Annotated in this window: 9 protein-coding genes and 3 pseudogenes; 11 read left to right on the top strand and 1 reads right to left on the bottom strand. The window is 62.8% G+C overall.

The features are described from left to right. The first annotated feature begins 90 nt into the window (after window positions 1-90). The gene (efp, locus tag LDP01_RS04530) at window positions 91-654 is read left to right on the top strand and encodes an elongation factor P (protein ID WP_011774957.1); all 564 of its coding nucleotides are present in this window, start codon (window positions 91-93) and stop codon (window positions 652-654) included. Next, the gene (gene nusB, locus LDP01_RS04525; RefSeq protein ID WP_216925562.1) at window positions 654-1,064 is read left to right on the top strand and encodes a transcription antitermination factor NusB; all 411 of its coding nucleotides are present in this window, start codon (window positions 654-656) and stop codon (window positions 1,062-1,064) included. Before efp ends, nusB begins: the two co-directional genes overlap by 1 nt. A gap of 110 nt (window positions 1,065-1,174) precedes the next feature. Here nusB and LDP01_RS04520 read toward each other — a convergent pair. Next, window positions 1,175-2,429: pseudogene (locus tag LDP01_RS04520) on the bottom strand (PrsW family intramembrane metalloprotease). A 155-nt stretch (window positions 2,430-2,584) separates the two neighbouring features. Between LDP01_RS04520 and pyrR the strand changes: the two are divergent. The 9 genes and pseudogenes from pyrR to gmk all read left to right on the top strand — a co-directional run bounded on the left by pyrR (window position 2,585) and on the right by gmk (window position 12,506). Then, window positions 2,585-3,169 (top strand): bifunctional pyr operon transcriptional regulator/uracil phosphoribosyltransferase PyrR, encoded by a 585-nt coding sequence (gene pyrR, locus LDP01_RS04515; protein ID WP_224090544.1) that lies wholly within the window; start codon window positions 2,585-2,587, stop codon window positions 3,167-3,169. Then, window positions 3,166-4,194 (top strand): aspartate carbamoyltransferase catalytic subunit, encoded by a 1,029-nt coding sequence (locus LDP01_RS04510; RefSeq protein ID WP_224090542.1) that lies wholly within the window; start codon window positions 3,166-3,168, stop codon window positions 4,192-4,194. Before pyrR ends, LDP01_RS04510 begins: the two co-directional genes overlap by 4 nt. Further along, window positions 4,194-5,549 carry a dihydroorotase gene (locus tag LDP01_RS04505; RefSeq protein WP_224090540.1) on the top strand — a complete coding sequence of 452 codons (1,356 nt, stop codon included), beginning with the start codon at window positions 4,194-4,196 and terminating at the stop codon, window positions 5,547-5,549. The genes LDP01_RS04510 and LDP01_RS04505 overlap by 1 nt, the downstream gene beginning before the upstream one ends. Then, complete coding sequence (locus LDP01_RS04500; RefSeq protein ID WP_224090539.1) at window positions 5,549-6,070, top strand: PH-like domain-containing protein; 522 nt, start codon at window positions 5,549-5,551, stop codon at window positions 6,068-6,070. The genes LDP01_RS04505 and LDP01_RS04500 overlap by 1 nt, the downstream gene beginning before the upstream one ends. Further along, a pseudogene (gene carA / locus LDP01_RS04495) lies at window positions 6,051-7,300 on the top strand (glutamine-hydrolyzing carbamoyl-phosphate synthase small subunit). The gene LDP01_RS04500 and the pseudogene carA overlap by 20 nt, the downstream one beginning before the upstream one ends. Next, on the top strand, window positions 7,300-10,608 hold the full coding sequence (carB, locus tag LDP01_RS04490) for a carbamoyl-phosphate synthase large subunit (RefSeq protein WP_224090537.1): 3,309 nt from the start codon (window positions 7,300-7,302) through the stop codon (window positions 10,606-10,608). The pseudogene carA and the gene carB overlap by 1 nt, the downstream one beginning before the upstream one ends. Next, a pseudogene (pyrF, locus tag LDP01_RS04485) lies at window positions 10,601-11,486 on the top strand (orotidine-5'-phosphate decarboxylase). Before carB ends, pyrF begins: the two are co-directional and overlap by 8 nt. A 99-nt stretch (window positions 11,487-11,585) precedes the next feature. Then, entirely contained in the window at window positions 11,586-11,912 is a 327-nt protein-coding gene (mihF, locus tag LDP01_RS04480) for an integration host factor, actinobacterial type (RefSeq protein WP_224090534.1), read from the top strand. Window positions 11,913-11,933: 21 nt separating this feature from the next. After that, window positions 11,934-12,506, top strand: coding sequence for a guanylate kinase (gmk, locus tag LDP01_RS04475; protein WP_224090532.1), 573 nt, complete (start codon window positions 11,934-11,936; stop codon window positions 12,504-12,506). Window positions 12,507-12,540 lie beyond the last annotated feature (34 nt).

Below are 12,540 nucleotides of genomic sequence, written 5' to 3'. Positions count from 1 at the left end.
GCTGGCACGCCTTTTGGCATGCTGGCTGGCATACCCGGCTGGAAGCTAGAAACCGTAGCTAGAACCAGTGAGAGAAACCAGAGGATACGAGTGGCAACCACAAACGACATCAAGAACGGAACCGTACTGAAGCTCGAGGGCCAGCTCTGGAACATCATTGAGTTCCAGCACGTCAAGCCGGGCAAGGGTGGCGCTTTCGTTCGCACCAAGATGCGCAACGTCATGTCCGGCAAGGTGGTTGACAAGACCTTCAACGCCGGCCTGAAGATCGAGACCGCTACGGTTGACCGCCGTGACTACCAGTACCTGTACCAGGATGGCGAAGACTTCGTCTTCATGGACACCCAGGACTACGACCAAATCACCGTTTCCGGTGCTACGGTCGGCGACGCCACAAACTTCATGCTCGAGAACCAGATGGTGAACATTGCCATCCACGAAGGCACGCCGCTGTACATCGAGCTGCCGCCGAGCGTCGTTCTCGAAATCACCTACACCGAGCCCGGCCTCCAGGGCGACCGCTCCTCGGCGGGCACCAAGCCGGCAACCGTGGAAACCGGCTACGAAATCCAGGTTCCGCTGTTCGTGGAGCAGGGCACCAAAGTCAAGGTTGACACCCGCGATGGCAGCTACCTGGGCCGGGTCAACGACTAGTGAGCGCACGCGGTAAAGCCCGTAGCAGGGCACTTGAAGTACTTTTCGAGGCGGAGCAGCGTTCCGTTTCGGCTTTTGACGCGCTCAAGGCGCGTCGGGAGAAAACGGATCTCGTCATTAACCCCTACACGATGGAAATCGTTGAGGGTGTCGTCTCCATGCAGCCGACTATCGACGAGTTCCTGCAGACCTATGCCCAGGGCTGGACGCTTGAGCGGATGCCTTCGGTAGACCGCATCATCCTCCGCATTGGTGCCTGGGAACTCCTCTACAACGACGAAGTCCCGGACGGTGTGGCAGTCAGCGAAGCTGTGGCCCTCGCCAAGACAATGTCCACGGACGAATCACCGGCCTTCATCAACGGCTTGCTTGGCCGGCTCCAGAAGCTCAAGCCGTCACTGCTGGCCTAGGCGTCGCTGCAGCTTATTCAGAAAGAGGACCCGTGTCCACAGGAAACTGTGGGGCGGGTCCTCTTCTTTGAGCGGGTCAATTCTTAGGGCGGGTCAATTCTTAGAGCGGGTCAGGTCAGCACTGCCGCCCGGAGCGCCGGAATCCCGCGAAGATGGTCAAGTTCGTCCCGCTGATGAACGGGCACGTCACGGCCGCTGAGGATGCGTTGGCGCGTGAACGCCAAGGCCGTGGCGCCCTTGATGAACGCCCGCATCTGCGCGGCACGACCACGCGAGGCTGCCCAGCGAACCGCCTGCCGCCTTCCTTGGGAGGTCGCCAGCATTTCAACTTCGGCCGGGGTGAACCATCCGGCCCTGGCATATTCGAGAAGCCGCTGGCGCGTGAGTTTGCCTTCGGCAATACGCAGGAAAATGATGCCCACAGCCGCGATCAGGAAGATCGGCACCTGCACCACGAAGTAGTCCAGCAGGAAGTCCTGGCCCATGCTGTTCCACCGGTTATGCAGGAACATGGCCGGCAGGAGTCCGATGGCGAAGGCGAGCACTGCATAGCCGGAATGCCATCGACGGGCGGCGAATCCCATAATCAGGCCGGTTGTCCCCGTGAAAATGGCGTGGGCGAAGGGTGACATGACCCCGCGAAGGATGAAGATCCGGACTAGGTCGGTGCCGGGCTCCGATGAGGAGGCGATCTCACGGCCGAAGTAGAGGATGTTCTCGGTGAAGGCAAAGCCGGCCCGCGATGGTAAAAGCAAAGACCACACCATCCACGGGACCATCGAAATACTTCCGGGCTCCAAGGATCAGAAGCAACAGGCCAAGCGATTTGGTGAATTCCTCCACGATGGGAGCCTGGACCGTGGCCATGAAATAAGTGAATGCTTCTTCGCTGGTGGTGGGAGCTGCCAAGGCGAAGAGGGGCTGGATCAACAATGTTCCGGCGATTGAGACTGCGGCTCCCCATGTGAAAGCGAACCAGAGCAGCCTGTTTGGTTCGGGCTCCCAACGGTCAATGAGCCGCACGGTCAGCAGTACCACCGACAACGGGATCAGCGAGGCGATGAACCCGATCACGAAGCCTGCGATTCCTGTATTGCCCAGAAGGAAGGGAACTACCAGGAGAAGGCTGCCGAAGACCAATATGGCGCCCGCCAGGAGCAGGGGGAGTGTACCCGGCGACCTGCGTCCCTGGGGTGCCGGTGGAGCCGGCCAGGCCGGTTGGGGAAGGCTGCCGGGGTTCCCGGGCGCTGGTTGGTAGTTTCCGGGCTGTACGTGTCCGATCCATGTGGGATTGGCTCCCGGTTCCAGATAGGGCCGCGGGTAGGGTTGATGCCCGCCGGGGTGCCCAGGATGGTCGCTGCTCATGGCTTAGAGCCTATTGCAACGGGCCGGATGTGAGCTTTAACTCACGCCTCGTCTGCGGCCCGGTGAGGCGGCTGGTTTTCGCTGTGGTAGTTTTGAAAGGCAAATATTCCTTTTTTAATTCCGTCCCGTGAGGCGGGGAAAGGGGAGACGAGCGAATGACTGAAGTCACTTCAGCGCAGGTACCGTCGCGGGTTGTTCTCAACCAAGCGGACATTGATCGCGCGCTGACTCGTATCGCCCATGAGATCCTCGAAGCCAACAAGGGTTCCCAGGATCTGGTTCTGTTGGGCATTCCCAGCCGCGGTTATCCCTTGGCCGTGCGGCTCGCCAACAAAATCGCTGCGGCTGACCCCGCCGTCAACGCGGAAACGATCGTCGGGCAACTGGACGTCACCATGTTCCGTGACGATCTTTCACACCAGCCCACCAGGCCGCCCCACCACACACGCCTGCCACTGTCCGGTATCGACAACAAAGTTGTTGTCCTCATTGACGACGTCCTGTATTCCGGCCGCACCATCAGGGCAGCACTTGATGCCCTGGTGGACCTTGGCCGTCCCAGGATTGTCCGCCTGGCAGTCCTGGTAGACAGGGGCCATCGTGAGCTTCCCATCCGCGCGGACCATGTAGGCAAGAACCTGCCCACTTCTTCCGCGGAAAAGGTCCGCGTCCACCTCGAGGAAATCGACTCGGTGGACGGCGTTCCAGTCAATGAAGTAGTAATCGAGGCGGGCAAGTGAAGCACCTCCTCTCCACTGAGAACCTCAGCGCCGTGGACGCCATCCGCGTTCTGGACACCGCCGAAGAAATGTCGGCCGTGGGCGACCGCGAGGTCAAGAAGCTCCCTGCCCTCCGTGGCCGCACGGTAGTGAACCTCTTCTTCGAGGACTCCACCCGTACCCGGATCTCCTTCGAAGCCGCAGCAAAGCGGCTTTCAGCCGATGTCATCAACTTCGCGGCCAAGGGTTCCTCCGTGTCCAAGGGCGAGTCCCTCAAAGACACAGCCCAGACCCTGGCCGCCATGGGCGCGGATGCGGTGGTCATCCGTCATTGGGCTTCCGGCGCTCCGCACCGGCTTGCTGCAACGGACTGGATCGACGCCGCAGTGATCAACGCAGGCGATGGCACCCACGAACACCCCACGCAGGCGCTGTTGGACGCGTTCACCATGCGCCGGCACTGGTCCCGGCTCAACGGGACGAAATCCACCGGGGCGGACCTTCGAGGCATGCGTGTCGCGATCGTCGGAGATGTCCTGCATTCCCGCGTGGCCCGGTCGAACGTCTGGTTGTTGCGCACCCTGGGTGCCGAGGTCACGTTGGTTGCGCCACCCACACTGCTGCCGATCGGCGTCGAGCACTGGCCCTGCAAGGTCAGCTACAACCTGGACGAAACGCTCGAAGCGGGCGTCGACGCGATGATGATGCTGCGCGTCCAGGGTGAGCGCATGCATGCCTCGTTCTTCCCCTCTACCCGTGAGTACTCACGGCGCTGGGGCTTCGACGATGCCCGGCTTCGGGCACTGGATGACCTTGGCATGAAAGACACAATCATCATGCACCCCGGCCCCATGAACCGTGGCCTGGAAATTTCCTCGGCCGCCGCCGATTCGCCCCGCTCAACAGTGCTTGCACAGGTGCGGAACGGTGTTTCAGTGCGCATGGCCGCCCTTTACCTGCTGCTCTCCGGGGATTCCCGTGAAGCAACTGCCGCAACGGCAGCGACCACCCACGCTGTAAGCCAGTCCACCAAGGAGAGCAACTGATGGCCGAGAACACGTACCTGATCCGCGGGGCCGCCATTCTCGGCGGCGAAGCTGAAGACCTGCTGATCTGCGATGGCGTCATCGCAGCCAGGGGCAAGGATCTCCACGACGACGACGCCACAGTGATCGACGGCAAGGGCCTCATTGCCCTGCCTGGCATGGTGGACGTCCACACGCACCTGCGCGAACCCGGCCGCGAAGATGCTGAAACGGTCGAGACCGGCACTCGTGCCGCAGCCCTGGGTGGCTTCACGGCCGTCCACGCCATGGCCAACAGCAACCCCGTTGCTGACACGGCAGGCGTCGTCGAACAGGTCCACAGCCTCGGCCGCGCGTCGGGCTGGGTGGACGTACGACCCGTTGGCGCTGTTACGGTGGGCCTGGCCGGTGAACAACTTGCGGAACTGGGTGCCATGGCGGATTCCCGCGCCCAGGTGCGGATGTTCTCCGACGACGGCATCTGCGTGCACGATCCCGTGCTGATGCGCCGCGCCCTGGAGTACGTCAAAGCGTTCGACGGCGTGGTGGCCCAGCACGCGCAGGAACCCCGCCTGACCGCCGGGGCACAGATGAACGAAGGCGCCGTCTCGGCGGTGCTGGGTCTTGCCGGTTGGCCTGCGGTGGCAGAGGAAAGCATCATCGCCCGCGACGTCCTGCTCGCGCAGCATGTGGGTTCCCGCCTCCACGTCTGCCATGTCTCCACCGCCGGATCCGTTGAAATCGTCCGCTGGGCCAAAGCCCGGGGGATCAACGTCACAGCCGAGGTCACGCCCCACCACCTGCTCCTCACTGACGAACTGGTCCGCAGCTACGATCCCGTGTATAAGGTCAACCCGCCGCTGCGTACGGATGCCGACGTCCAGGCGCTCCGCGAAGGCCTCGCCGACGGCACGATCGACGTTGTGGGCACGGACCACGCACCGCACCCCAGCGAGCACAAGGAATGCGAGTGGGCGCAGGCGGCCATGGGCATGACCGGCCTGGAAACGGCACTGTCCGTGGTTCAGGAAACCATGATCGAAACCGGACTCATGACGTGGGCAGACTTCGCCCGGGTCACCTCCTTCACCCCGGCAGTTATTGGCCGCGTAGCGGACCAGGGCCGGCCGTTGGAGGAAGGCGAGCCCGCCAACGTCATCCTGGTGGACCCGGCTGCGCGCTGGACGGTTGACCCCCATAAAATGGCCACCATGGGCCGCAATTCACCGTTCAAGGGCAAAGAGCTGCCCGGATCCGTGGTCGCAACCTTCTTCAAGGGCCACCCCACGGTTCTCAACGGCAAGCTCAACACTCCGTACAGGTACGCCGGAAACTACCCAACCCCGGATGCCGCCGGGGCAGTCAGCGGTAGCTGATGAACAACCAGACACTCACCGTGCTCATCACGGTGCCGCTGATCATCCTCGTCCTGGTGTTGATCTGGCTGGGGTGGCGGAACCGGCTCAGGCGGCAAGCCGACGTCGAACGCCTCCCCGAGGTGCCGCAGCAGCTGACACCGGCCACGGCGGTAGCGGAGGGCCAGTACGTTGCCACTACCACCGCAGGTGACTGGCTGGACCGGATCGCAGTGCAGGGCCTTGGCATCCGCACCAACGCGGAACTGAGCGTCCATGCTGAAGGCATCCTGTTCGACCGCCCAGGCGCCGCCCCGGTATTCATCCCACGCTCCGCAGTGGCTGACAGCCGCCAAGCCGCCGGCATGGCCGGGAAGTTCGTCGAAAAAGACGGACTCCTGGTTATCAGTTGGAAGCTGGGCGGCAAGGAACTGGATACCGGGTTCCGGACCAGGCATGCAGCCGACAAAGAGCTCCTCCTCGAAGCCATCCAAGAATTGATCTCCGCAGCCCCTCAGGCAGATGCCGATAGTGGAAAGTAATAAAGTGACGGACAGTAAAGCAGCCACCACACCCACCCCCTCAGCAGCAGTACTGGTGCTCGAAGACGGCCGCATGTTCCGCGGCCGTAGCTACGGCGCCCAGGGAACGGCCCTCGGTGAGGGCCCGTCTTCGCCACCGGAATGACCGGCTACCAGGAGACCATCACCGATCCCTCCTACGCCCGCCAGCTCGTGGTGCAGACTGCACCCCACATCGGCAACACGGGCGTCAACAGCGAAGACGCTGAGTCCCGCCGCATCTGGGTGGCCGGCTACATTGTGCGCGATGCCGCCCGCCGCCCCTCCAACTGGCGCTCGGAACGCAGCCTCGATGATGAACTCCTCGAGCAAGGCATCGTGGGCATCCAGGGCGTCGATACGCGTGCCATCACCCGCCACCTCCGCGAGCACAAGACCATGCGCGCAGGCATCTTCTCGGGTGAGGCCGCACAGGCATCGGACAAGGAGCTCCTGAACGCCGTGCTGGCAAGCGCCCCCATGGAAGGCGCAGCGCTGGCTGAAGAGGTCTCCATTGACGAGGCTTACGTCGTGGAACCCAAGGACCACGGCTGGGAAGGCGAGCCCCGGTTCTCCATTGCCGCCGTCGACCTCGGCATCAAGGCCATGACCCCGGTCCGCTTCGCCGAACGCGGCGTGCGTGTGCATGTCCTTCCGGCGACGTCCACCCTGGAAGACGTCAACGCGGTCAACCCGGACGGCTTCTTCATGTCCAACGGACCTGGCGACCCCGCTACGGCGGACCACCAGGTTTCCTTGCTGCGCTCGGTGCTGGACGAGAAACTCCCGTACTTCGGCATCTGCTTCGGGAACCAGATCCTGGGACGCGCCCTGGGCTTCGGCACCTACAAGCTCCGGTACGGCCACCGGGGCATCAACCAGCCGGTGATGGACCGCCGTACCGGAAAGGTTGAAATCACCTCGCAGAACCACGGCTTCGCCGTCGACGCGCCGCTGAACGGTGCCACTGTGGCACCGGAAGAGCGCTTCGGCCGCGTCGAAGTCAGCCACGTCTCCTTGAATGACGACGTCGTTGAAGGCCTTGCCTGCCTGGACATCCCGGCGTTCTCGGTCCAGTACCACCCTGAAGCCGCGGCTGGCCCGCACGATGCTGCCTACCTGTTCGACCGCTTTATCGACCTCATGGCCGATACCAAGTCCAAGGCCACAGACGCCAACTCCACCGAATCCAAGACTGAGGACAAGAAGTAATGCCAAAGCGTACAGATCTCAAGAGCGTCCTTGTCATCGGTTCCGGCCCCATCGTCATCGGCCAGGCAGCCGAGTTCGACTACTCCGGGACCCAGGCTCTCCGCGTCCTCAAGGAGGAAGGCCTCCGGGTCATCCTCGTAAACTCCAACCCCGCCACGATCATGACGGACCCCGAGTTCGCCGACGCCACTTACGTCGAGCCCATCACGCCCGAGGTTGTTGAGAAGATCATCGCCAAGGAGCGTCCGGACGCCATCCTGCCCACCCTGGGTGGCCAGACGGCCCTGAACACTGCCATCGCGTTGGACAAGAACGGTGTGCTGGAGAAGTACAACGTGGAACTCATTGGCGCAAACATTGCAGCCATTGAGCTCGGGGAAGACCGCGAGAAGTTCAAGGGCGTTGTTGAGCGTTGTGGCGCGGAGTCCGCACGCAGCCACATCATCCACACCATGGAAGAGGCCTTCGCTGCTGCTGAGGACCTCGGCTATCCCGTGGTGGTCCGGCCGTCCTTCACCATGGGTGGCTTGGGCTCAGGCCTGGCTTACAACGAGGACGACCTCCGCCGCATCGTCGGCCAGGGCCTCCAGTACAGCCCTACCACCGAGGTCCTGCTCGAAGAGAGCATTCTCGGTTGGAAGGAATACGAGCTTGAGATGATGCGCGACAAGAACGACAACGTCGTTGTTGTTTGCTCCATCGAAAACTTCGATCCCGTGGGCGTCCACACCGGTGACTCCATCACGGTTGCGCCGGCACTGACCCTCACGGACCGCGAGTACCAAAAGCTTCGGGACGTCTCCATCGCCGTCATCCGCGAAGTGGGCGTTGACACCGGTGGCTGCAACATCCAGTTCGCCATCGACCCCGCCACTGGCCGCGTAGTGGTTATCGAGATGAATCCGCGCGTATCCCGTTCCTCCGCGCTGGCTTCCAAGGCAACCGGCTTCGCCATTGCCAAGATCGCCACCAAGCTCTCCCTTGGTTACACCCTGGATGAGATCCCGAACGACATCACGCAGAAGACGCCGGCGTCGTTCGAACCGACCCTCGACTATGTAGTGGTCAAGGTTCCGCGTTTCGCTTTCGAGAAGTTCCCGGCAGCCGACAACACGCTGACCACCACCATGAAGTCTGTTGGCGAAGCCATGGCCATGGGCCGCAACTTCACCGAAGCCCTGCAGAAGGCCCTTCGCTCACTGGAACAGAAGGGATCGCAGCTGGACTTCAGCTCCGTGCCGGAGTACGAGGTTGCCGAGCTCATCGAGAAGGCCAAGCGTCCTACGACGGACCGCCTGCACCAGGTGCAGCGCGCCCTGCTGGGTGGCGCCACGGTGGAGGACCTCTTCGAAGCCACCAAGATCGATCCTTGGTTCCTGGACCAGCTGCAGCTCCTGAACGAGACCGCGCAGGAGATCCGCAAGGCCGGCGTCCTCACAGAGGAAATGCTGCGCAACGCCAAGCGCCACGGCTTCTCCGATGAGCAGATCGGTGCGTTGACGCACAACAATGAGGCAGTGGTCCGCGGCGTCCGCCAGGCCTTGGGTATTCGTCCGGTCTACAAGACGGTGGACACCTGTGCCGCTGAGTTTGCCGCTTACACCCCGTACCACTACTCGTCCTACGACGAAGAAGATGAAGTGGGCCTGCACGCCAAGCCCTCCGTCATCATCCTTGGCTCTGGGCCCAACCGCATTGGCCAGGGCATTGAGTTCGACTACTCCTGCGTCCACGCCTCCATGGCGCTGCGCAAGGCCGGCTACGAGACCGTAATGGTCAACTGCAACCCCGAGACTGTCTCCACGGACTACGACGTCTCCACGCGCCTTTACTTCGAGCCGCTGACCCTTGAGGACGTCCTCGAGGTCATCGCCGCTGAGGAGCGCACCGGTGGCGTCATGGGTGTCTTCGTCCAGCTCGGTGGCCAGACACCCCTGAAGCTCGCACAGCAGCTTGCCGACGCCGGCGTGCCCATCCTGGGCACCTCGCCTGAGGCAATTGACCTCGCAGAGCACCGTGGTGCGTTCGCCCGCGTCCTGGACGAGGCCGGCCTGACCTCCCCGAAGAACGGAACCGCCGTTTCCTTCGAGGATGCCAAGAAGATCGCCGACGAGATCGGCTATCCCGTGCTCGTCCGTCCGTCCTATGTCCTGGGCGGTCGCGGCATGGAAATCGTCTACGACGAAGCCAACCTTTCCCGGTACATCGCCAATGCCACGGAAATCACGCCGGATCACCCCGTACTGATTGACCGCTTCCTGGAAGACGCGGTCGAAATCGATGTCGACGCCCTCTTCGATGGCACCGACATGTACCTGGGCGGCATCATGGAGCACATCGAAGAGGCGGGTATCCACTCCGGAGACTCCGCTTGTGTCCTTCCTCCGATCACGCTCGGCAACAACGTGATCGAGCGCGTTCGCACCGCAACGCGGGCCATTGCCGAGGGTGTGGGCGTCCGTGGCCTCATCAACATCCAGTTCGCCCTGGCCTCGGACGTCCTGTACGTCCTTGAAGCCAACCCGCGTGCTTCTCGGACTGTGCCCTTCGTTTCCAAGGCAACCGGGGTGCAGATGGCCAAGGCTGCTGCCCTCATCGGTACTGGCGTCACCATCAACCAGCTGCGCAGTGCCTACAAGATGCTGCCGGAAACCGGTGACGGTTCCACGTTGCCCCTGGACGCACCGGTCGCTGTCAAGGAAGCTGTCCTGCCGTTCAGCCGCTTCCGTACGCCCGAGGGCAAGGTTGTCGACTCCCTGCTCGGCCCGGAAATGCGGTCCACGGGTGAAGTGATGGGCATCGACAAGCACTTCGATACCGCCTTCGCCAAGAGCCAGGCCGCCGCAAACAACGCGCTGCCCACCGAAGGCAAGATCTTCGTTTCCGTGGCCAACCGCGACAAGCGCTCGGTGATCATGGGCGTCAAGCGCCTCTCGGACCTCGGCTTCGAGATCGTCTCCACGGGTGGTACGGCTGACGTCCTGCGCCGCAACGGCATCCAGGCGACTCCGGTCCGCAAGGTGGCCGAGGGCAGCAGCGCCGAGGGTGAAGGTACCATCGCAGACCTCGTCATTGCCGGCGAGATCGACATGGTCTTCAACACCCCGTCCGGCGGGGAAGCCCGCAGTGACGGCTACGAGCTCAGGGCAGCGGCTACATCCATCGGCATTCCGTGCATCACTACCGTGGCTGAGTTTAACGCGGCCGTACAGGCAATCGAGGCACTGCGCACCTATGAATGGTCGGTCACCAGCCTTCAGGAGCACGCAGTCAACCTCAGCGAATCCCAGGCCGCCGTCAATGCCTGACGTTGTTGGTGCGCACGAGGCCCGGAGTGCACAGCAGCCGGTCCGGGAGTCATTCGGCTCCCGGCTGGCTGCCGCAATGGCCACCCGTGGCCCGCTGTGCGTTGGAATCGATCCCCATCCCCAGCTGTTGGCTGACTGGGGACTGAACGACGACGTCGCCGGGCTGGAGCGCTTTTCGCTCAGCGTTGTGGAGGCTGTGGCTTCCCTCGCTGCCGCGGTGAAGCCGCAAGTGGCGCTTTATGAGCGCCACGGTTCTGCGGGCATGGCTGTCCTGGAGCGGACGTTGGCCGCAGCTGCTGATGCGGATGTGCTGAGCATCGCCGATGCCAAGCGCGGTGATATCGGGTCCACCATGGCTGCCTACGCAGATGCCTGGCTGCGTGACGGCTCGGCCCTGGCTGCGGACTCAGTGACCCTGAGTCCCTACCTGGGCTTCGAATCCTTGCGCCCGGCGTTGGACCTTGCTGCGCAAAACGGCAGGGGAGTCTTTGTGCTCGCCTTGACATCCAATCCGGAGGGAAAGTCTGTCCAGCACGTGGGCGGAAGCAATTCCGTCGCCCGCGGTATCGTCACTGCGGCCGCAGCCGAGAACCAGCGGTACGCGGGTGTCCTGGGCTCAGTGGGACTTGTTGTAGGCGCCACCATAGGTACGGCACTCGAGGATCTGGACATCGACCTCGGGCCCGGTCCGCGGAGCTATCCTCGCGCCCGGGTTGGGGGCGCAGGGTGCTACACCCGCGGATCTCCGCTCGACCTTCGGCGCCGCCTATCCCACAGTGCTGGCTACGTCGAGCCGGGGCATACTTGCCGCCGGTCCAACGAGCGCTGCGTTGCGGGCGGCTACCCAGGAAACGCTGGACGGCCTGCGGGCGGAATGATTCGCTGGCGCCTCATTGCGCAACCCGCCGCCTGCCGGTAGGTTCAGGATCAGTTTCGCGTGACGTGAATCACAAATCCGATCTGACAGGGGTTTGGCCGTGGGTCTGAAAGAGCTGACACCGCAGGAGCGTTCCGATGCTTTGGATAAGGCTGCAAAGGCGCGCGCTGTGCGGGCCGCAGCCAAAGAGCGGCTCAAACGTGGTGAAGTGAGCATTGCTGAGCTGATCTCTTCAGGCACTACGGTTGAAGCCATTGCGCGGATGCGGGTGGTGGAACTCCTGGAGGCCCTCCCAGGCATAGGACCTGTACGTGCGGCCGGGATCATGGCGGACATAGGCATCGCCGCATCCCGGCGCATCAGGGGGTTGGGCATTCACCAGGCCCGGGCGCTGGTAGATTTTATGGATACCCAGCAAAGCGTTTGACGCATCTCCCCGAAGGAATCCGTGAGCAAGAAACCTGGACTGACTGTCCTCGCAGGCCCAACTGCTGTTGGCAAGGGAACCGTATCCACCTACATCAGGGACAACTATCCAGAGGTTTGGCTTTCCGTCTCCGCCACCACCCGCGCCGCGCGTCCAGGGGAGAAGGACGGGGTTCACTACTTCTTCAAGTCCGCCGAAGAGTTTGACTCCCTCGTGGCTGATGGCGAACTCCTGGAGTGGGCCGTGGTGCACGGCCAGAACCGGTACGGCACGCTCCGGAGCACCGTGAATGCTGCCATTGCGGAGGGGAAATCGGTGCTGCTCGAGATTGACCTCCAAGGTGCACGGCAGGTAAAGGCTGCTGTACCGGATGCCAAGTTCGTCTTCCTGGCACCGCCCAGTTGGGAAGAAATGGTGCGGCGGCTTGTGGGCCGCGGCACTGAATCTGCCGAGGAACAGCAGCGCAGGCTGGAAACCGCTAAACTGGAACTTGCTGCTGAACCGGAGTTTGACCACACCGTCATTAATGACGACGTTCGCCGGGCAGCGGACGAGCTTGTTTCACTCATGGGGCTAACCCCGCACGAGCGCTAAGCGCTTGCACTTGTAGGCCCGCTAGAATTTGGAG

The sequence above is a fragment of the Arthrobacter sp. StoSoilB13 genome, assembly GCF_019977255.1.
Lineage (GTDB): Bacteria > Actinomycetota > Actinomycetes > Actinomycetales > Micrococcaceae > Arthrobacter.
The sequence above is the reverse complement of the archived record's forward strand: the minus strand, read 5'-3'. Positions and strand labels throughout refer to the sequence as shown.